The sequence below is a fragment of the Prolixibacter bellariivorans ATCC BAA-1284 genome, assembly GCF_000621705.1.
Lineage (GTDB): Bacteria > Bacteroidota > Bacteroidia > Bacteroidales > Prolixibacteraceae > Prolixibacter > Prolixibacter bellariivorans.
This window is the reverse complement of record NZ_JHXO01000007.1, coordinates 278,462-297,943: the sequence shown is the minus strand read 5'-3', so window position 1 is coordinate 297,943 and position 19,482 is coordinate 278,462. Positions and strand designations below refer to the sequence as shown.

At 43.3% G+C, this 19,482-nt stretch carries 19 protein-coding genes and 2 tRNA genes; 12 read left to right on the top strand and 9 right to left on the bottom strand.

Annotation, left to right across the window (positions count from 1 at the left end; all coding sequences use genetic code 11):
• Window positions 1-393 precede the first annotated feature (393 nt).
• The 8 genes from tdh (at window position 394) to T426_RS0109165 (ending at window position 4,411) form a co-directional block, all read left to right on the top strand.
• The gene (tdh, locus tag T426_RS0109195) at window positions 394-1,425 is read left to right on the top strand and encodes an L-threonine 3-dehydrogenase (protein ID WP_025866284.1); all 1,032 of its coding nucleotides are present in this window, start codon (window positions 394-396) and stop codon (window positions 1,423-1,425) included.
• 70 nt (window positions 1,426-1,495) lie between these two features.
• A tRNA-Thr gene (locus tag T426_RS0109190) sits at window positions 1,496-1,568 on the top strand.
• 101 nt (window positions 1,569-1,669) lie between these two features.
• Complete coding sequence (locus T426_RS0109185; protein ID WP_025866285.1) at window positions 1,670-2,074, top strand: DUF134 domain-containing protein; 405 nt, start codon at window positions 1,670-1,672, stop codon at window positions 2,072-2,074.
• A complete protein-coding gene (locus tag T426_RS25525) occupies window positions 2,071-2,262 on the top strand; it encodes a hypothetical protein (RefSeq protein ID WP_081782549.1) in 192 nt (63 codons plus the stop codon). Before T426_RS0109185 ends, T426_RS25525 begins: the two co-directional genes overlap by 4 nt.
• A 203-nt stretch (window positions 2,263-2,465) precedes the next feature.
• A complete protein-coding gene (locus T426_RS25060; protein WP_025866286.1) occupies window positions 2,466-3,362 on the top strand; it encodes an ARMT1-like domain-containing protein in 897 nt (298 codons plus the stop codon).
• Window positions 3,363-3,406: 44 nt separating this feature from the next.
• Window positions 3,407-3,604: a hypothetical protein gene (locus T426_RS25520; protein ID WP_025866287.1), complete on the top strand. Its 198-nt coding sequence runs from the start codon at window positions 3,407-3,409 to the stop codon at window positions 3,602-3,604.
• A 122-nt stretch (window positions 3,605-3,726) separates the two neighbouring features.
• Window positions 3,727-4,212 (top strand): NifB/NifX family molybdenum-iron cluster-binding protein, encoded by a 486-nt coding sequence (locus tag T426_RS0109170; protein ID WP_027585573.1) that lies wholly within the window; start codon window positions 3,727-3,729, stop codon window positions 4,210-4,212.
• Window positions 4,193-4,411, top strand: a complete 219-nt coding sequence (locus T426_RS0109165) for a hypothetical protein (RefSeq protein ID WP_027585572.1) — start codon at window positions 4,193-4,195, stop codon at window positions 4,409-4,411. The genes T426_RS0109170 and T426_RS0109165 overlap by 20 nt, the downstream gene beginning before the upstream one ends.
• Window positions 4,412-4,470: 59 nt before the next feature.
• Here T426_RS0109165 and T426_RS0109160 read toward each other — a convergent pair whose 3' ends face one another.
• From T426_RS0109160 to T426_RS0109150, 3 genes are read right to left on the bottom strand one after another with little or no spacing between them, the layout of a single operon-like run.
• A complete protein-coding gene (locus T426_RS0109160) occupies window positions 4,471-5,910 on the bottom strand; it encodes an NAD(P)(+) transhydrogenase (Re/Si-specific) subunit beta (RefSeq protein ID WP_234406821.1) in 1,440 nt (479 codons plus the stop codon).
• 9 nt (window positions 5,911-5,919) lie between these two features.
• Window positions 5,920-6,234 (bottom strand): NAD(P) transhydrogenase subunit alpha part 2, encoded by a 315-nt coding sequence (locus T426_RS0109155; protein WP_025865405.1) that lies wholly within the window; start codon window positions 6,232-6,234, stop codon window positions 5,920-5,922.
• A gap of 1 nt (window position 6,235) precedes the next feature.
• Entirely contained in the window at window positions 6,236-7,372 is a 1,137-nt protein-coding gene (locus T426_RS0109150) for a Re/Si-specific NAD(P)(+) transhydrogenase subunit alpha (protein WP_027585571.1), read from the bottom strand.
• A 302-nt stretch (window positions 7,373-7,674) separates the two neighbouring features.
• Here T426_RS0109150 and T426_RS0109145 point away from each other — a divergent pair.
• Window positions 7,675-7,747 (top strand) — tRNA-Gly (locus T426_RS0109145).
• 86 nt (window positions 7,748-7,833) lie between these two features.
• On the opposite strand, the gene T426_RS0109140 is transcribed toward T426_RS0109145, so the two are convergent.
• Both T426_RS0109140 and T426_RS0109135 read right to left on the bottom strand, forming a co-directional pair.
• Complete coding sequence (locus tag T426_RS0109140) at window positions 7,834-8,055, bottom strand: hypothetical protein (protein ID WP_025865406.1); 222 nt, start codon at window positions 8,053-8,055, stop codon at window positions 7,834-7,836.
• Between the two features lie 132 nt (window positions 8,056-8,187).
• On the bottom strand, window positions 8,188-8,721 hold the full coding sequence (locus T426_RS0109135) for a DcrB/PsbP domain-containing protein (RefSeq protein WP_025865407.1): 534 nt from the start codon (window positions 8,719-8,721) through the stop codon (window positions 8,188-8,190).
• A gap of 176 nt (window positions 8,722-8,897) precedes the next feature.
• Between T426_RS0109135 and T426_RS0109130 the strand changes: the two genes are divergently transcribed.
• Window positions 8,898-9,572 carry a zinc metallopeptidase gene (locus T426_RS0109130; protein ID WP_025865408.1) on the top strand — a complete coding sequence of 225 codons (675 nt, stop codon included), beginning with the start codon at window positions 8,898-8,900 and terminating at the stop codon, window positions 9,570-9,572.
• Window positions 9,573-9,660: 88 nt separating this feature from the next.
• Here the strand turns inward: T426_RS0109130 and T426_RS23235 are convergent, their stop codons facing one another.
• Window positions 9,661-11,157: a Gfo/Idh/MocA family protein gene (locus T426_RS23235; RefSeq protein ID WP_025865409.1), complete on the bottom strand. Its 1,497-nt coding sequence runs from the start codon at window positions 11,155-11,157 to the stop codon at window positions 9,661-9,663.
• A gap of 124 nt (window positions 11,158-11,281) precedes the next feature.
• Between T426_RS23235 and T426_RS0109120 the strand changes: the two genes are divergently transcribed.
• Window positions 11,282-13,357 carry a TonB-dependent receptor plug domain-containing protein gene (locus tag T426_RS0109120; RefSeq protein ID WP_025865410.1) on the top strand — a complete coding sequence of 692 codons (2,076 nt, stop codon included), beginning with the start codon at window positions 11,282-11,284 and terminating at the stop codon, window positions 13,355-13,357.
• A gap of 131 nt (window positions 13,358-13,488) precedes the next feature.
• Window positions 13,489-13,929 carry a DUF5606 family protein gene (locus T426_RS0109115; RefSeq protein WP_025865411.1) on the top strand — a complete coding sequence of 147 codons (441 nt, stop codon included), beginning with the start codon at window positions 13,489-13,491 and terminating at the stop codon, window positions 13,927-13,929.
• Window positions 13,930-13,978: 49 nt separating this feature from the next.
• On the opposite strand, the gene T426_RS25055 is transcribed toward T426_RS0109115, so the two are convergent.
• From T426_RS25055 to T426_RS0109100, 3 genes are all read right to left on the bottom strand, one after another.
• Window positions 13,979-17,836 carry a PAS domain S-box protein gene (locus tag T426_RS25055; protein WP_027585569.1) on the bottom strand — a complete coding sequence of 1,286 codons (3,858 nt, stop codon included), beginning with the start codon at window positions 17,834-17,836 and terminating at the stop codon, window positions 13,979-13,981.
• A 111-nt stretch (window positions 17,837-17,947) separates the two neighbouring features.
• Window positions 17,948-18,454, bottom strand: a complete 507-nt coding sequence (locus tag T426_RS0109105; protein ID WP_027585568.1) for a peroxiredoxin family protein — start codon at window positions 18,452-18,454, stop codon at window positions 17,948-17,950.
• Window positions 18,455-18,511: 57 nt separating this feature from the next.
• Entirely contained in the window at window positions 18,512-19,468 is a 957-nt protein-coding gene (locus tag T426_RS0109100; RefSeq protein WP_025865415.1) for a phosphoribosylaminoimidazolesuccinocarboxamide synthase, read from the bottom strand.
• Window positions 19,469-19,482 lie beyond the last annotated feature (14 nt).

Here is a 19,482-nt window from a genome sequence, read left to right as displayed (position 1 = left end):
TGCTCATCAGGTTTAGCATTAGCTAATTTAGCACTAATTATTAATTTTTGTTAAAAATGTTAATGTAGTTACAACAATTACTAATTCTTTATTGAAGCAAAATGTCTCTAACATTCACATAAACAGTGAATAATATGACATTTGTTATTAATATGTTTTTCAGCATATTCTTTATATAAGACTAATTCATCCTGAATGCGAATGATTTAAAGCATGGCAGTCAAAATATTTCTGAATGGAGGCCTGCAATAGATGACATTTATTAGCGATTTGGATCGGCAAATTGCCTTATTTTGTAAAAGGAAGAGACATTTTTGCTTCTGCGAATGGATTGTGCAAATCTATCCGGATTGACAGTAATTAAAATCATTCATCCGATAAAAGAAGAAATTCATGAAAGCAATAAGAAAGAGTAAACCAGAAAAAGGACTTTGGCTCGAAGATGTTGCCATTCCGGAAGTTGGAGTAAATGAAGTGCTGGTCAAAATAAAAAAATCGGCAGTCTGTGGAACCGATTTACATATATATAAATGGGATGCCTGGGCACAGAAAACCATTAAGACGCCCATGACTATCGGACATGAATATGTCGGAGTAGTTGCCGATAAGGGAAACGAAGTAACACATTTCGAAATAGGCGAACGGGTAACGGTCGAAGGTCATATTGCTTGTGGTTATTGCCGTAATTGTCGTCGGGGGCGTAAGCACATCTGTGATCATACAGTCGGGATTGGTGTTAACCGCGATGGTGGATTTGCCGAATATGTGGTTGTACCTTCCGAAAACGTACTAAAGATTGATGCCCGGATTCCCGATGAGATTGTTTCCATTATGGACCCGCTGGGAAATGCGACACACACAACTCTTTCTTTCCCCCTCATTGGTGAGGACGTTTTGGTTACAGGTGCGGGTGGCCCAATTGGTTGTATGGCCATTGCCATCAGTAAATTTGTAGGAGCGCGCAATGTGATAGGAACCGAATTGAGTCCATACCGACGTGATTTGGCCATGAAAATGGGTGCAACAAATGTGATTGATCCGCGAACGGAAAGTTTGGAGAAGACGATGCATGATGCCGGGATGGTTTCGGGATTTGACATTGGCCTGGAAGTATCCGGTTCGCCTGTGGCTTTCGATTCAATGATTAAGCACATGTATAATGGCAGTAAAATCTCTTTATTGGGAATTTTGCCGGATACGACACAAATCGAGTGGGATAAAGTTATTTTCAAAGGAATTACCCTGAAAGGAATTTACGGAAGAGAAATGTACGAGACCTGGTACAAAATGGAAAAAATGTTGTTGTCAGGACTCGATATTTCGCCGGTTATTACGCACCGTTTCCATTACACCGAATTTCAGAAAGCGTTTGAAATCATGGAAGAAGGAAATTGTGGTAAAATTATTCTTGACTGGGAAGATTAAAAACTTCGATTTTCGGGGAGGGGAGTGTTGGAGTGAATTCCAATTTTACTAAATTTGCCACCCGAAAATTGCCACTTTAGCTCAGCTGGTAGAGCAGCTCATTCGTAATGAGCAGGTCGTGGGTTCGAGTCCCATGAGTGGCTCAGGTAAAAGTCTGTTGAAAGTTCAGCAGACTTTTTTTGTCTCCTGTTTTATTCGGAACGAAAGTTCATAATTACTACATTTATCGAAATTCTGTAAAATTATGGCTAACCGAAAGCGAAACCGAAAAGTCGCTATGCCGCCCACTATGGAAGGTTTCAAGCCGTTTGGTGTTCCTATGAAAAATCTCGAACCGGTTATTTTACTGTTCGAGGAATATGAAGCGATACGGCTGATTGACTATGAAAACCTGATTCAGGAAGAGGCTGCCGAACGGATGGGCGTATCCAGACCAACTATTACCCGGATTTACGAGAGTGCCCGGAAGAATATGGCAACTGCTTTTATCGAAGGGAAAGCCATTCTCATCCAGGGAGGTAATTTTGTTTCGGACGATTACTGGTATCGTTGTAACGAGTGCAAGGAAGTAATGATTACGATGAAGCCAATCTTACGATGCAGGAAATGCCACTCAGATGATTTAATTGAATTAAACGCAAAACAATGAAAAAGAAAGAAAATTCAGATAACTGCATCTGCGTTGTTTGCGATGTTCGTATTCCCCATCAGTGTGGCACCCCTTGCCGTGATGTTAAATGCCCGAAATGTGGAAGAAGTATGTTGAAAGAAGGTTCTTATCACCATCAACTTTATCTCTCCAAATTCATTCAAAATAAGGATGACTCAGAAAAGTAATGCTAATTACTGAATCATTTTTTCAATACACTTTCCTTTGATTATTGAATAACATCCCTGACTGTTTCTTAAGTTTTCTGCATTCAGCATGTAAATGTTGAAATGTTTTTCTTATTAAAAAGAACATATGTTCACCTTGTTCCTTACCTTTGAAAGGTGAATACTATTTTCATGGGTGAAGTGAATCTTAAAAAGAAATACATATGTTCCCGGAATGCGTTACATGCCTGATAAAACAAGCAGAATATTATTTGAAAGGTCTTTGCCGGAATGATGAGAGGGTGAATGATATTACACTCGATCTGATTCGTGACATGGCCAGTTCAGAACATTCGCAAAAGACAGCTCCCATTCTGCCTGAATTCCTCAATAATGCGATTGAAACCCGCTGTGCTAATGGGATGAAACTCAAAAAGGACAAATCCCTTCAGAATGCCCGGATGCTTCAATTAGCGGATGAATTTCGAAACGACATCTCTCTTTCGATAAGTCCTGTACAGCGCGCTTTACAGTATGCGCTCAACGGAGGCCGGATTTTTCCGAATGCATATAGTGAAAATATCCTGCGGGAATTTATGGTCGGCAACTCACGGATGATTCCGGCCATCGACGATTCAGGAAAATTGTTTAATCGAATTCGGAATGCCAAAACCATTTTGTATGTCGGCAATAGTTGCGGAGAAATTGTTGCAGACAAGCTTTTCATTGAGCGGATAAATCACCCGGGCGTGTATTATATCGTTCGTGAGCGTCCTATTTTAAATGAGGTAACCAAAGAAGATACAAAAGAAACCGGGATGAATGAAGTAGCCAAAACGATAGCTATGCCCTCCAATTTTCAAATACCGGTGCAACTGCAAAAGCGGTCGACGTTTCAGGAACTTTATCAGAAGGCAGATCTGGTCATTGCTAAAGGGCATAATAATTTCTGGAAATTTCAGGAGGAGAAAACAAAGGACGTTTTCTTCTTGCTGTCCGGGCACTGTCAGGTAATTAATGAATTACTGAATATTGAGAATAACGATACGGTGGTGTTGTACAATAAGGATTTTGCTAAAAAGAATAACCAGATGAATGTGGAAGAAACACTGTGTGGCTGAGTTCTTCGTAAAGCGGGTGTGTCAAATCAATAAAATTAAAAGTCATGTCAAGGCTAAATAGAAGAGGCCCCGAAAATGAAGGAGCTAAAACCGGATGCGGTCTGGGACGTTGCCGAAAACCGGATGACAATACCAGTAAAATGGCTTACGGCACGGGCATGGGAAAAAGAAGAAAAAGCACTGGAGAACAGGGACGCGGACAGCGTTTGCAAAGCGGACTTCTGCCCGGAATGAATAAATAAATCGTCCTTTTTTCGGAATAGATGAGTGCGATTCTTTTGTGCAATCGGCATTTTCCATACCGATTGCATAGAAATATTAAATGTGTAAATTGCTGAAGCTTCCACCAATAAAACCTGACTTTATGAAATCCAATTTGCGTTTTGCTTTAGCTGTGAATGCTCAACATCTGTTTGAGTCCAGACATTTTGGCGATGCCGAAAAATTCCTGCTATATGACTATCGTGCAGGTGAAATGGCCTTTTGTAAGGAATTAACTAATCCGGCTAAAAGTTTCCACCATTCATTTGCTCATGGTTCCGAAGAAAAAGCCAGTTTACTGACCGAATTATTTGCTTCCGAAAAGGTTGATATTCTTGTTTCAAAGAAGTTTGGGGGCAACCTGAAACGGGTCAATCGCCATTTTATTCCGGTCATCATAATGCAGGACTCTCCCAAAGAGGCTTTGGAAATCATGCAAAAGCATATCCATTGGTTGATGGAGGAACGTCACAAACACCCGGCAGCGTTCCAGCTTTTTCAAATCAATCAAGGGATTCTAAAGACATCAGTGCGGCAGGATAAACCTTTGCATCGAAACATGTTTTTTGATGAAACGGAAAGAAATTGATGAGCTGTTAAATCGGGTTTCCAACTTGATAGGAGAACAGCGTTTAGGAGAAGCTCTTAATGCATTGAACCAACTTGAGAAAGCAGAAAAACTTCCGGAAGTGAAGATATTGCGCATTCAGTTGGAAAGCATTCTCCGCTATCAAAATTTAGACATTTACGCCAATACCAATCTTTTTATGGATCCCTGGTTGGAGTAAAAAAGTCCCCGAAATTTGCCATTCACAACAAATCCGGGGACATTTCATATCACCGTTAATTACAGACTCTTTATCTCACTAACCAGTGCTTGCAACGAGTCTTTTGCGTTACCGAAAAGCAATCGGGTTTTCTCACCAAAGAATAATTGATTTTCAATTCCGGCATAACCTTTTCCTCGTCCGCGCTTCATAACAATAATGTTTTTCGCTTCATGAGCATGAATGATGGGCATTCCGGCGATTGGACTGCCGGGGTCGTCAATAGCTGCAGTATTCACGGTATCGTTGGCGCCAATTACCACCGCCACATCGGTATTGGGCATATCCGGATTGATGTCGTCCATTTCGACCAACTGACTGTACGGAACATCGGCTTCCGCCAGCAGAACATTCATGTGTCCGGGCATTCGTCCGGCAACAGGATGGATGGCATAGCGAACATTTACCCCTTTCGAAGCGAGTAATTGATCAAATTCATGGCAAACGTGCTGTGCCTGAGCCACGGCCAATCCGTAACCGGGAATAATGACCACGTTCTGCGAATAGCTTAGGAGGATAGAAGCATCACTCAGCGTAATTTCTTTCATGGTACCGCCTTCAGCTTCCGCAGAAGAGGGGCCGCCACCAAAAGCTCCGACAATCACATTGAGCAACGAGCGGTTCATGGCGTTACACATCAAAACAGTGAGTATACTTCCTGCCGCTCCAACCAGAATACCTCCAAGGATCATGGCCTGGTTATTATAAATAAAACCGGCCATGGCAGCAGCAATACCGGTAAAACTGTTCAACAGCGAAATGACGACCGGCATGTCGGCACCTCCGATAGGCATAACAAACAGAACGCCATACAAAAGCGACACTCCAAACAGCACGTATAGCTCCCAACTAAGCTCTGAAGTATTTTTTCCGGATACGAGCATGTATACAAAAATGGCCAGAACGAGAATGAGCAAGGCAATATTCACGTACTTCATGATACCAGCCCTAATATCCTTAATTTTTCCGTCAAGTTTTCCATAGGCAATCATCGAGCCGCTAAAGGCGATGCTACCGATAACCAACCCGAGCAGTGTAACCAAGACAAGCCGAACATCGTGAATATCGGCATGCGGAAATTCGAGTAACGCAACCAGTGCCGAAGCTAAACCGCCGGTAGCGTTGAAAAACGATACCAGCTGTGGCATAGCAGTCATTTTTACTGTCCGGGCGATGTACCAACCGAGAACTGTTCCGATGCCAATCGATATGATAATGATCCAGATGTTTGTTAATGCGATTCCCTGTCCATCCGCATTTTTGTGCAAGAACATGGTCGAGATCATGGCGAGCAACATACCGGCTCCTGCAATGATATTTCCGCGCCGCGCAGTTTCAGGATGACTCAGTAATTTCAATCCATAAACAAACAGTAGTGCAGCCAGCAAATAGCTAAACTGAAGAAGGGTTTCACCCATCGTAAAGGGCGTACCGTTTAGTGTTCCGATAATTTTATCCATATCGATCGCTTATTTCTTTTTCTTCTTAAACATTTCCAGCATTCTGTCGGTAACCACAAAGCCACCTGCCACATTGAGAGTGGCAAAAATGATGGCAAAGACGCCAAGAACCAGTTCGGTAGAAATATGGCTGGTATCGGCGTGGCCAACCAGAATTATTCCTCCGATGATGATAACACCGCTAATAGCATTGGCTCCCGACATGAGCGGCGTATGCAACACCGACGGCACGTGGGAAATCACTTCAATACCAAGAAAAATAGAAAGGGCGATGACAAAGATGACCTCCTTGTAGGTATAGAAATATACTAATATCTGTTCCATATCATTCGTTTTTATTGTTCATCAACGACTTGACCCGCTCACTAATTATTTCACCATCGCGGGTTATACAGGTTCCTTTGATGATTTCGTCTTCAAAATCGAGCAGAAGCTGACCTTCTTCATCAATCATAAGCGAAAGGAAATTGGAGAGATTTTTGCCAAACATTTTACTGGCATCCACAGGCATTAGGGACGGATAATTGGACTGCCCGACAATGCGAACTCCATGATGTTCGACTGTTTCGTTGTCTTTCGCAAGCTCACAGTTTCCTCCTGTTGAAGCCGCTAAGTCGATGATAACCGACCCGGGTTTCATCTTTTCTACCACTTCTTTGGGAACCAAAACCGGGGCTTTTTTACCCGGAATTTGCGCGGTTCCGATAACAACATCCGCTTTGATTGCTTTTTCGTTGATGGCTTCCTGCTGCCGTTTTTTGAAATCTTCGGTTTGTTCAATGGCATAGCCACCGGCCGCAGCATCTTCGCGGGCGCCTTCCACTTCAACGAATTTGGCACCCAGGCTCATTACTTCTTCTTTAACGGCCGAACGTACATCGAAAACCTGTACCTGCGCTCCCAGTTTTCGTGCGATAGCGATAGCCTGAAGTCCAGCTACACCAGCACCCAAAATCAGCACATTTGCAGGTCGAATGGTTCCGGCAGCCGTCATGAACATCGGGAAAAAAGAGGGAAGGAGAGAAGCAGCTTCCAGAACCGCCTTGTACCCCGAAACTGTTGCCATCGATGAGAGTACATCCATTGCCTGGGCCCGTGTAATGCGGGGAATGGAATCGAGGCTAAAACTGGTTATTCCGCTTGAAATAAAAGTCTTCACCAAATCGGTATTCCATAGTGGATTGTACTGGCTAATCCAAATTTGCTCCTTTCTCAGGCTTTTGACCAGCTCTGGCTCGGGAGGTTGAATTTGTATCACCACGGCAGCTTTTTCCAAAACTTCCTTTCGCGATACAATCTGAGCCCCGGCTTTTTTGAAATCCTCATCACTTTGGTAAGCGGTTTCACCGGCTCCTTTTTCGACGAGAATTTCGACTTTCTTCCCGATTAAAACGGAGACAACTTCAGGTAACATGGCGACCCGTTTTTCAGAACCGGCCTCCTTGAGTAATCCAATTATCATAAGTTGCTTATTTAATGGATAGTTTCTACATGAACGTATTAGTTTTTATTCTGTTTACCAACATATTGTACAACAGGAAATCATGAACGTTGAAAAACGATATCAATATGGGATGAACATGAGGAATCGGTAGTCGTGTTGAAATGACGATAATTACTTTTTCGTATAACAGGAAAGAAAGTTCCGCTTAGACTGCTTTTTATTAGAATATGAATGGAAAAGTCTTACGGGGAAGGAGTATTTTTTGAAGAAGAAAAAACTCAACTGAAAAAAATAGTACATTTGCGCTGATAATTTGAAAGGCGGCAGTAGCTCAGTTGGTAGAGCATCAGCTTCCCAAGCTGAGGGTCGCGAGTTCGAGTCTCGTTTGCCGCTCATAAAAAAGCCACCTACATACGTTGTCGTTGTAAGTGGCTTTCTATTTTGGTATCCTGTTATAATTTAAAGACTAAGCGAGCTGTTCAGCAATCAAAATCACTTTGTGTAATAAATGGTTGTTTTGTCTCATCGCTCAGGCGATTAAAATATACCGCTGCCTTCTCATTCTCTTTGCGATAGCTGAATAGTAGAAAAAGATCGAGATTGGCTGTTTCGTGGTTTACCTGTTTGTAGTTCTCCTGCGATATCAAGGCGAGTTCCTCAATTTCAGCGGCTGTTGGATGATAATCCCAAACTGTCTCCATAACTCCTCATTTTTAATGGTGAAAAAATGGTTTTGTGTTTGGAATCCAGTCAGTTTATATGGATAATAAATAGGTCGGTATCTGATTTAAAAATAGAAAAAAAGCTGAAAGTTGATTTTACGAAAACATCAATTATTCTTCGCGGCAGCCAAAAGTCTGTTCTAGTTGAAGAAATGCTGCATCCGTAGCCTTTTTGTCATCCAGCCCGCTTTGCACGAAAAAGCTGATCGTTTTACCTTCACAATTCAGGCAAATGATTTCACCTTCCATTTTGCTGCCGTTTACCAGGGTCGCATATTTGGAACGGTAAGCTTTTCGTCCGGCAAAAGTGACAGGTTCAATGGCGGTAAATTCAATTCCCGGCTGTTGATAGATTTGTGCCGCCCGCATATTTTTCTTGTGCGAATCAATAACCACATCCGGTTCAATATGTGCATTCAGCCAGGTAACCGTTATTACACCAGTAGCATCTTCGGTGTTGTGCTCAACCGAAAAATAATGTCCATCATCACCGACTGGTTCATCAGAGATGATTGTCCAGTCGGCTGGAAGACTGAAAGATACTCCATCTTTTAGAAACTGAATATCATCGTCTGCAGGCACTGCAGCGAAAGTAGTTGAAAGGAATAAAGCAAAAACGGAAAATATGGAAACCAGATGTTTCATAAGTCATATCTATTTAGATGTTACAAATATGATGAACCTTACCGGGAAAACGTGACAGTATTAAGAAAATTTAAGATAATTTGAACGCTGCCAATCGGTCCGGTTTTATAATTTGGCAGGGCATTTGTAAATCAGATAATGTTATTGCAAACGAAAGAAACTAAAAACAGAAAGATATGATTTGGATTATATTTATCGGATTTGCCCTTTTGAGCTGGTTGGTCAGTTACCAGTTGAAAAGCCGGTTTAAAGCGTACGGAAAAATTCCTACTGCTAACGGAATGTCCGGGCGTGATGTAGCAGAACAGATGCTACGGGACCACGGTATTCAGGGAGTGAAAATCGGCACGGTGTCAGGTCAGTTGAGCGACCATTACAATCCCGCCAATAAAACCGTAAACCTGAGCCGTGAAGTCTATTACGGTCAGAGTATTGCAGCGGCAGCAGTAGCTGCACACGAATGTGGTCACGCTGTTCAGCATGCAAAAGCATATGAATGGTTAGGACTGCGTTCAAAACTGGTTCCGATTGTAAGTGCCACGTCGAAGTACACCATGTGGATTTTGCTGGCCGGTATTTTTACCGTTCAGCGTTTCCCGGCCATTCTGCTGTTTGGTATTATCCTGTTTGGATTAACCACGTTGTTCAGTTTTATTACCCTTCCGGTGGAAATTAATGCCAGCAGCCGGGCTCTGGCCTGGTTGAAAACTACCGGTATTACGACAACTCAAACGCAGGAGAAAGCCCAGGATGCATTGAAATGGGCGGCATATACCTATGTCGTAGCTGCATTAGCCTCACTGGCCACCCTATTTTATTACATCATGATATATATGGGAGCACGCCGGTAAAGTCATTTGTAACATGTTTATGTCCTTTCATAGATTAAAAGGTCTGTTTCCATCGGGAAGCTGACCTTTTTTCGTAGCTATATTATTTCTAAACATTCAATTGTTTCGATTTATCTGCTTTTTCAGGATTAATGACCCGTGTATTTCCACCTTCACTTAATGAAAGGTCAACCGGGGTATTATTTTCCCACGAGCCACAGGTGAAATCGGGAACTTCAATGGAATTGGATTGGTTAGCAACCGACCACTCACTCAGTGGAGCAATGACACTCCATAGTGCTGCATCATACACATCTTGATCAAGTGGCAGGCCATTTCGAAGGCAATCGATCAGCCGCCAGTCCATAATGAAATCCATTCCACCATGTCCGCCGACCTCCTTAGCCATTTCACCAACGCGCTTCACAATTTCCGGCGTATACTGTTCTTCCAGCTTTTTTAACTCTTCAGGCGAAGCCCAACCGTGTTCCTTCGAAATTCGCTGTGGTGACGGCCATTTTTGTGCAGTGGCTTTGGTACCAGTAATCTGATGAATACGGGAATAGGGACGAGTGGAGGTAACATCATGTTTTACGGCGATGGTTCGTCCTTTCGTCGTCCGAATCAATGTGGTATTGTGGTTTCCCCGGTATTTTTTCCCGGCAAACTCCTGATAAAAAGAATCTTCCTCTGCCAATTCATTCGCCATTTTAGCCATCTGGAAATCGTTGGTTTGCATCGAAGTGAGGTATTCCATCTTATCACCACGGTTTACGTTCATTGCCTGGCAAACCGGACCTAGACCATGAGTGGGATAAAGGTTTCCATTCCGGAAGTTTTCCTTTAACCGCCACATATCGGTATAGGCGCCGTCAGATTGTTTATTGTCCTGCGGCTTGGCGAAATTCATTCCGAGTAAAGTATGGAGATAAGCTCCTTCAGCGTGCACAATGTCACCGAAGAATCCTTGTCGTGCCATGTTCAGTGTCAACAATTCGAAGAAATCGTAACAGCAATTTTCCAGCATCATGCAATGCTTTTTTGTTCTCTCTGAAGTTTCAACCAATTGCCATGCTTCATCGACGGTTGTGGCAGCAGGAACTTCGGTTGCTGCATGTTTTCTGTTTTCCATGGCATAAACAGCCATCGGCGTATGCCAACTCCAGGGAGTGCAGATGTATACCAAATCCAAATCTCCCCGTTCGCATAACTCCTTCCACGCCGAATTAGTTCCGGAATAGGCTGTAGCTTCGGGAAGTCCCATTTCCCTGAGTGCCTTTTGGGACGCGTCGACGGCCGCGGGACGTTTATCACACAATGCTTTGATTTCAACCCCGTCGATGTGGGCCAATCTAACCACAGCGCCTGAACCACGATCACCCAGACCAATGATACCAATACGCACTTTTTCCATTTTGGGAGCGGCATAACCTGACATGTTAAATCGCTGCGTGTGTTTCTTCTTAGCCGCTTCTTTGATTTCGGGAAGCGCGCTTACGGAAGTTTCATTTTGTTGTTTCTGCTGGCAGGAAGACAACCCGCCGGAAAGAATACCTGCACCAGTTAGGCCTGCCAGGCGGAAAAAATTTCTTCGGTTTGTTTTCATTCTTATTAGATTCAGTTCGTGTTAGTTTCAGGTAGATACAGGTACTAAGATCCAAAATTGAAAGTAATAAAAGAAATGATTGGCTAACTTTGCGCCGTTTCATTTTAACTTAAACAATCATTTTATGAACAAAACAACTGGCAAGCGCCAGGCACCCGAAGTGGTGACGTTCAGAAAGTGGGGCCGGAAAGGATACTCGGTCTTCAGCAGCCTGCACAAAGTGGTGCGTATCGGCTCGCTGGGGGCAATGTATCTCTTGCATGCCATACCTTCGAACGCCGCAGATAATCTTCTGGATGCCCGCCGCGACACCCTCGATCTGACGAAAGACGTTCATCAGGTCGATGAGGTAGTGGTGAGTGCGCAACGGGCCCCTGTAACCTTCTCGCAGGTGGCTCGTGTCGTTACCGTCATCGGGAAGGACGAGATTGAGGCTGCTCCGGTTCAGAGTATTCAGGACCTTTTAGAGTACGCCCTGAATGTTGATGTACGACAACGTGGTAATTTCGGTGTTCAGGCCGATGTCAGTATCCGCGGAGGTTCTTTCGACCAGGTTCTCATCCTGCTCAACGGCATCAACATCACCGACCCCCAAACGGGTCACCACAATTTAAATCTCCCCATCAGCCTCGATGCAGTCGAACGCATCGAAATCCTCGAAGGGCCCGCGTCCCGGGTTTACGGACCCAATGCCTTCAGCGGAGCCATCAACATCATTACCGGAACCAGTGACCAATCGAACGTGAAAGTACGCGCAGCAGGCGGACAGCACGGCTATTACAATGCCGGTATGTCAGGTACTGTGGTTTCGAAACACATGAAAAACTTCGTGGCAGCTGATTACCGGAAATCCGATGGTTATATCGACAACACCGATTTCGATATTGCCGAAGGGTTTTATCAAGGGAAAATCATGACCAATGCAGGTAACCTGGATATTCAGACCGGTTACACTAACCGCGGATTTGGGGCCAACAGCTTCTACACGCCTGCTTATCCCAATCAGTACGAGCGCATCAAAACTACTTTCGCCTCAGCCAAAATGGAGACCGGGAAGATTGTGCATTTCACACCTTCTGTTTACTGGCGGCGCAACCAGGACCGTTTTGAGCTTTTCCGAGGCATGGTTGATGCGCCTTCGTGGTACACACAACACAATTACCATTTGACCGATGTGTACGGAACGAATCTGAATGCGTGGTTTACTTCCCCGTTAGGAAAAACAGCATTTGGTTCCAATTTCCGGAGTGAAAACATCTGGAGTACCGTGTTGGGAAAAGATTTAGACAAACCAATTAATGTTCCGGGAGAGAATGGTATTCAGTTCACGAAATCCGATTCCCGGACCAACTTCAGTATATTCCTGGAACATTCGGTCTACCTGAAAAACTGGATGTTCTCGGCCGGATTAATGACCAACTGGAATTCACAACTGGGCATGAAATGGAATTTGTACCCCGGAGCTGATGTGAGTTGGAACTTCAGCAAAATAGCCCGTTGGTATGCCTCGGTGAACAAATCACTTCGCATGCCCACTTTTACCGATTTGTATTACAGCAGTCCGACCAATGTGGGAAATCCGGATTTGAAACCCGAGGAAGCCACCACACTTGAATCCGGAATCAAGCTGGAACAGAAAGGATTGATAGGCCACTTTTCATATTTTCACCGGTGGGGGAAAAACATGATTGACTGGGTTCATCAACCTGATGAGACAGTCTGGCATGCTGAGAATCTGACCAAAATAAATACCGATGGGGTAGAGTTCGCGGTACGAATCAATCCCAACGAGTTATTCGGAAAGAAGACCTTTATTCATTCCATCGATGTTTCGTATGCATGGATGAACCAGAACAAACAGAGCGGAATTTATGCTTCCAGGTATGTACTGGATTACATGAAAAACAAGCTCGACATAGGTGTTTCGCATGCTATTTGGAAACATTTGGGGGCAAACTGGCAGTTTTCCTACCAGGATCGAAATGGCGCTTACACCCGCTGGACAGGAACCAGTTACGGCCAGGAAGTGAGCTACAAGCCATTTTGGCTGGCCGATGCCCGTTTATACTGGAAGAGAAGAGGAACCAATATATATATGGGAGTCTCCAATTTGTTGGATAAAACCTATTACGATTTCGGCAATCTGGTACAGCCAGGTAGATGGATTCGGTTTGGAATAACACAGCAAATCGATTTCTGATAATAAACTAATGGATTCGATCCGGGATGTTGTAAAAATGCATTCCGGATTATATCCACTTTACTTTTGTCAAGGTTTTACGCCAATTTATTTACTATATTCGTGCACCAAAAAAATAAGAAACGAAGCATATGTTAAAAGGAATTTTGGCGATTTCCGGTCAGCCCGGACTTTTCAAAGTAGTATCCGAAGGAAAGAATAACATCATTGTCGAATCGTTGCTGAACGGAAAGAAGATGCCGGCATTTGCCAGCTCTAAAATCAGTTCGCTGGAAGATATTGCCATTTACACTTTACAGGAAGATGTTCCATTGAAGGAGGTTTTCAAAAACATCATTGAGAAGGAAAATGGTGGTAAAGCAATCAGCCATAAGGCATCAACGGAAGAGCTTACCAATTATTTTGCTGAGGTATTGCCTGATTATGACCGTGACCAGGTATACATTTCCGATATCCGGAAGGTTATTCAGTGGTACAACCTGTTGCAGGAAAAGGAGTTGCTGAATGACGATGATGAGGAAAATGAAGAAGAAACTGAATCTGAAACTTCGGAAGACGATACCAAAGAATAACTCATTTATAGATAAAAGGTGAGGGCATTCAGCATTGAATGCCCTTTTTTTATTTCAGAAATTTTTCGAGTACATGGAACAAATCCTCGAAATCGAGAGGCTTGGAAAGAAAATCATCAGCTCCAACATCAAACGCTTTCTTTCGATCCTCTTCCATGACATTAGCCGTTTGGAAAATAATCGGGATGTTATTTTGTTCTTTTCGCAGCTTTTTTGTCAAATCAAATCCATTGATGTCCGGGAGACGAATGTCCATCAGTATTGTCGAATAATTATTCTTTTTTAGACTTTTTATCCCTTCGCTTGCATTTTGAGCTAAATCTACCTGGCAACCGGTTTCCTTAAGCAGTCTTCTTAGCAGGAAGAAATTACTCCGATCGTCGTCAATTAATAGAATTTTCTTACCGGTCCAGTCGTACATTTCCGGATCAAAAGCTAGTTCATCAGGCGATGTATTTTCATCAGTGAAACCTGAACCTGCGGGGAAGGGGAGAGTTAAATAGAAGGTCGTTCCTTTACCAACTTCCGAAGTGAAATCGATAGTACCACCCAGTAGTTCCGCAAAACCTTTGGCGATGGACAACCCTAGCCCGGTCCCTCCGTATTTATTCAGATGCGTATCCTGCGCTTGCCGGAATCGTTCGAAAATGGCCTGGCGTTTATCCTCCGGAATACCAATTCCCGAGTCTTTCACAAAAAACCGAATGGTAGTATGGTCAGAAATCTCGTATCCAAATTCAATTTCGCCTTCTTCGGTAAATTTAAGTGCATTATCAACCAGGTTGATAATGATTTGTCTTAGCCGGCCTTCATCACTGAAAATGAAACTCTCCTGATCTTTCAGTGCTGCAGTGACGGCCATATTTACTTTCGACTTCGAAAGATTGAGCTTAGGCTGGAATAGTTTATACAGGTCGTTTAGCATCCGGTTCACCGAGAAACGGTTACGAACAATGTTGATCTGACCGGCCTCAATTTTCGACAGGTCAAGAATATCATTAATGATATTCAGTAATTTATATCCGCTTTGCGTGATATTCTCCAGAAAATCCTGTTTTTCGTCTTCACCAATATTCGAAAGTTTCAGCAACTCGGCAAATCCCATAATCCCGTTCAGCGGGGTCCTGATTTCATGAGACATATTGGCCAGGAAAGCAGACTTTAGCTTGTCGCTCTCTTCCGCTTTTTCTTTAGCGAACAGTAATTGCTGTTGTGCTTCTTTCATTAGTGTCACATCGCGGGAAACCGCCAGAACAGAAATGATTTTATTATTGGTCGAAAACTCTGGAGTTAGGCGCCAAAGCATGATCACTTGTTTCCCTTTGCGCTTGTGATGGGTTTCGATATGTTTTGACTCACCCGATTTTAATACGTACCCGAGTGTTTCATCCCATTTCTTCCGTTGACTTTTCTTCCAGACCTTTTCAGGAAGTGGTTGACTCATGATGTCAATCAAGCGGAGCTGGAAAAGTTCCTCTGCCTGTCGGTTCAGGTAGGTTACCCATTTGTGGCTGTCGTAGCGAATGATGGCATCCTGGTTGTTTTCGGCAAGACTTCGGAACTTTTGCTCATTGACCATCAACGAAGTTTCGGTCATTTTTCGTTCACTTACGTCTTCCAGAATCGCTGCTATTTGGTTTCCCTGCAAGGGGTAAGCGGTTATTTCCAAATACCGTCCGGTGTCTTTAATGAAAAATTCTTCCTGTATAACGGCCTGATTTATCAGTATTTCATCCAAATAGGGGAACCAGTAGCGGGCTTGTCTTCCCATCAAAACGGAGGCTAGTTTACCTGCGTATTGATTTCGGGGAAACCCGGTTACTTCTTCGATGGCTTCGTTGACTTCAACAAATTGAAAGTTCCTGATGTGGGCATCATCATCCTTTATTACATCAATAATCATAAAACCATTGCGCATATGCGAAAATAGCGACCGGAAGCGCCGTTCACTGGCTTTTAACGAGTCACTGATGGAAGTTTGAGTCGTAATATCTTCAATCATACAGACAATGTACTGTACTCGACTATCATCATCCTTGATGGAAGAAGCTGTTACTTTTAACCATAATGTCTCTTCATGATTTAACCGGTATGCCTTGGTCATGACAAGCGAATCAGTTCTCCCAACAACCAGTTTCTTCAAAGCCTCTCTGGTGTCGTTCACATCGTCCGGTTGCATGTGACGGGCAATGTAATCCATATCGATTCGTTCGCCACGTGCATTCAGGATACTGACAAACCGTTCATTCCACATGAACAGTTTTCCATTTCCATCGAGAATAATGATTCCCAGCGGAGCATTTTCAAAAATGGAAGAAAGTCGCTGCTGACTTTGCTTTAAGGCATTTTCGGCTAATTTGCGATCGGTAATATCCAAAAGCGAGGTGAGAATGGCATATACCTTTCCCGCATCGTTTTTAAGTGGCGCAATGGCCACTAATCCAAAAAGTAAGTGGCCATTCTTGCGCTCCAGCCTAATCTCCCGGGTTATCTCATTTTTTCTACCTTGAAAAATCTGTTCAATTTCAGGAAGCATCGCAGAATGATCTTCTTGATGGACAATTTGTGTCCAGTTCATTACTTTGAGCTCGGATTGAGCATACCCTAAAATTGAACAGGCTTTCTCATTTACTTCAGCAAAGGAATGATCGGCCAGGGTAATTATATTCCCAAGCAAGCTATTATCAAAGAACTTGCGAAATTTCTGTTCTGACTCGCGTAACGCGTTTTCAACCAGACTCTGCCGCGTGGTATCGCGCAGGTTGACTAGTAAAAGTTGCTGATTATTAACCTGAATAGATGACAACTGGATTTCTGCATCAAACAAATACCCCTTCCTGCTAAGATGCTGCCAATGAAATATGGGTTTCTCTCCTGAAAGCGCTTCATTGAAGATTGTAATAGCTTTTTCTTTTGAAGGTTTACCATTGGGTTGCCTTTCGGGAGACAGCTCCCAGGGGAAGTGACCAATTAACTCACTACGTGATGTTTCAAAAAGTGCGGCTGTCTTTCGGTTACAATCCACTATTTCGCCGGATTCCTTTAAGAGCAGAATAGCATCGTTGGACACTTCAAATAATCTCCTAAACTTGCTTTCACTTTCCGTTTGCCTGATTTCCGCTTCCTTCAACTGTGTGATATCTCTTGAAATCTGGAGAACATAAGGAGTCTTTCCGTTGTCGGACCAAATTCGGGTAAAGCGGGTATCCATAAAATGATTCTGACCTACTTGATCGTGAATACGGTATTCAGCCACCGAACTTCCTGACTGCAAGGCTGTCTGAAAGGCATTGTCGTAAATTTTTTTGTCGTCAGGCAGTACCAGATTGCGTTCCAGTAATTTCGATTGTTGCAATTCGCTATATCTAAGCGACTGGTAATAAGCGGTATTGACCAATACTTTCGTTTGATCTTCTTTTAGAAGGGCAATCCGGTCATTGGCCCCGTTTATTAAAGCATGGTAAGAGGTAGGGTTCTCCTTAGGCGAAGCATCTATCGTGAAAAAAGCCGAAATGTCATGGATTGTTCCGGTTAACATTTTTCGATTGTCGTCGGAAATAGTTAAACGAACCTTTTCCTGGACATGAAGAATATTTTTGTTTTTGTCAATGATCCGGTAGTTTAGAATGCGATTAACGTCAGGAACAAGTAGCGCATGTTGGCGGTCGACATATTTGAGATCTTCCGGGTGCACAACCGTATCGAGGAAAGTGTAAAACCGTTCATCAACCTCGCCACGATGGTATCCGGCAATTGCCAAAAGTTCGTTGGACCAGAAGCCTTTTATTCCATCATCTTTGAAATAGCCTGTGCCGGTTAGTTCCCAAACCTGCCCAAGTTCTTCAACTTTGTTTTCTAATTCAGCTATTCGTGCCCGAAGCCGAAGGATATCATTCCTTTCCGTCATTTTATTGTGTTTAACGCAACTAAAAGTAGCCAAAAGGGGAGTTTCGGCAAAATAGCCAACAAAAAAGGGGAATCAATTCGATTCCCCTCAATTACTAGCTTCGTATTATTGTCATTGAACGTTCCTGGCTAATACATCCAACAGATTTTTAAAATCTTTTGGAGTGTAGCCAATTGATTCAAAAATGATCTTACCATCAGGCCCGATGACGAAATTCCGCGGAATAGACTGCTCTGCAAACAAGCTGAAGATTTTCCGTTTCTCATCCGGAATAATAGGAAATGTATAATGATTCTCCTTCTTAAACTTGTTAAGCTCGTCAGCTGTCTGTTCGCGACCAAAAACTAACATGACAAAATTGGGATTATCCTTGTACTTATCCCAGATTTGCTTCTGAACTTCAGGTAATTCCTTCCGACAGGGAGGACACCAGGTCGCAAAGAAATTAATCATCACCACTTTTCCTTTGAAATCGGAGATGGATACCTTTTTCCCGTTTTGGTCGTGGAATTTGAACTCCGGAACAGATTGCCCGGTTTCAACTTTTGTTCCTGTGCCATTCGCAAAAACCAGGGTGGCAAAAGCCAGAAAAAGGCTGAGTAGGATGGTTTTTTTCATGTGACTTATTTACGTGAATAAATTGTCGTAACTAAAACTTTAGTTATGCAATGAGTTTTACGAAAGCTTCTGCTCGATATAACTTTTTACATTCGATTCGATACGGGCAGCAACATCATTTGCTTCAGCTTTTTGAAATGTGTCACCGGTAATCTTCTCGAAAAGCTCAATGTAACGCTCAGAAACCTGGTTAACGAACTCCTCATTCATTTCCGGAACTTGCTGACCTTCCTGTCCCTGGAATCCGTTTTCGATGAGCCACTGGCGTACAAATTCTTTCGAAAGCTGCTTTTGTTTCTCGCCTTTGGCCAGTCTCTCTTCGTAACCATCAGCATAGAAATAACGCGAAGAATCGGGCGTATGAATTTCATCAATCAGATAAATCTGACCGTTCTTCTTACCAAATTCATATTTGGTATCTACCAAAATCAGTCCTTTTTCGGCAGCCATTTCCGTTCCCCGCTGGAATAATTCACGTGTGTATTTCTCAAGTAACACGTAGTCTTCCTCACTTACCAGTCCCTGGGCCAAAATTTCCTCACGGGAAATATCTTCATCATGACCTTCGTCGGCTTTGGTAGTAGGAGTGAGGAGTGGCTGATCAAATTTCTGATTCTCTTTCATTCCTTCCGGAAGCGGAATTCCGCAAAGGGATCGTTTTCCGTCACGGTACTCGCGCCATGCGTGTCCGGTTAGGTAACCACGGATGACCATTTCCACTTTGAATGGCTCACACATATGTCCAACCGTTACCATCGGGTCGGGAGTCGCGATTTTCCAGTTGGGAACAATATCGGCAGTTGCATCCAGAAACTTGGCTGCAATCTGATTCAGTACCTGTCCTTTATAAGGAATACCTTCCGGAAGAACCACATCGAAGGCAGAAATCCGGTCGGAAACAATCATTGCCAGGTAATCGTCGTTGATGTTGTACACATCACGCACTTTTCCCTTGTAAACGCTTTTTTGTCCTGGAAAACTGAAATCTGTCTTAATAATGGCTTTACTACTCATGTTGACAAAGTTTA

Excerpts from the sequence above, each read along its gene's own strand:
- tdh (WP_025866284.1), top strand. The coding sequence starts at position 394 with ATGAAAGCAATAAGAAAGAGTAAACCAGAAAAAGGACTTTGGCTCGAA.
- T426_RS0109185 (WP_025866285.1), top strand. The coding sequence starts at position 1,670 with ATGGCTAACCGAAAGCGAAACCGAAAAGTCGCTATGCCGCCCACTATG.
- T426_RS25525 (WP_081782549.1), top strand. The coding sequence starts at position 2,071 with ATGAAAAAGAAAGAAAATTCAGATAACTGCATCTGCGTTGTTTGCGAT.
- T426_RS25060 (WP_025866286.1), top strand. The coding sequence starts at position 2,466 with ATGTTCCCGGAATGCGTTACATGCCTGATAAAACAAGCAGAATATTAT.
- T426_RS25520 (WP_025866287.1), top strand. The coding sequence starts at position 3,407 with ATGTCAAGGCTAAATAGAAGAGGCCCCGAAAATGAAGGAGCTAAAACC.
- T426_RS0109170 (WP_027585573.1), top strand. The coding sequence starts at position 3,727 with ATGAAATCCAATTTGCGTTTTGCTTTAGCTGTGAATGCTCAACATCTG.
- T426_RS0109165 (WP_027585572.1), top strand. The coding sequence starts at position 4,193 with ATGAAACGGAAAGAAATTGATGAGCTGTTAAATCGGGTTTCCAACTTG.
- T426_RS0109160 (WP_234406821.1), bottom strand. The coding sequence starts at position 5,910 with ATGGATAAAATTATCGGAACACTAAACGGTACGCCCTTTACGATGGGT.
- T426_RS0109155 (WP_025865405.1), bottom strand. The coding sequence starts at position 6,234 with ATGGAACAGATATTAGTATATTTCTATACCTACAAGGAGGTCATCTTT.
- T426_RS0109150 (WP_027585571.1), bottom strand. The coding sequence starts at position 7,372 with ATGATAATTGGATTACTCAAGGAGGCCGGTTCTGAAAAACGGGTCGCC.
- T426_RS0109140 (WP_025865406.1), bottom strand. The coding sequence starts at position 8,055 with ATGGAGACAGTTTGGGATTATCATCCAACAGCCGCTGAAATTGAGGAA.
- T426_RS0109135 (WP_025865407.1), bottom strand. The coding sequence starts at position 8,721 with ATGAAACATCTGGTTTCCATATTTTCCGTTTTTGCTTTATTCCTTTCA.
- T426_RS0109130 (WP_025865408.1), top strand. The coding sequence starts at position 8,898 with ATGATTTGGATTATATTTATCGGATTTGCCCTTTTGAGCTGGTTGGTC.
- T426_RS23235 (WP_025865409.1), bottom strand. The coding sequence starts at position 11,157 with ATGAAAACAAACCGAAGAAATTTTTTCCGCCTGGCAGGCCTAACTGGT.
- T426_RS0109120 (WP_025865410.1), top strand. The coding sequence starts at position 11,282 with ATGAACAAAACAACTGGCAAGCGCCAGGCACCCGAAGTGGTGACGTTC.
- T426_RS0109115 (WP_025865411.1), top strand. The coding sequence starts at position 13,489 with ATGTTAAAAGGAATTTTGGCGATTTCCGGTCAGCCCGGACTTTTCAAA.
- T426_RS25055 (WP_027585569.1), bottom strand. The coding sequence starts at position 17,836 with ATGACGGAAAGGAATGATATCCTTCGGCTTCGGGCACGAATAGCTGAA.
- T426_RS0109105 (WP_027585568.1), bottom strand. The coding sequence starts at position 18,454 with ATGAAAAAAACCATCCTACTCAGCCTTTTTCTGGCTTTTGCCACCCTG.
- T426_RS0109100 (WP_025865415.1), bottom strand. The coding sequence starts at position 19,468 with ATGAGTAGTAAAGCCATTATTAAGACAGATTTCAGTTTTCCAGGACAA.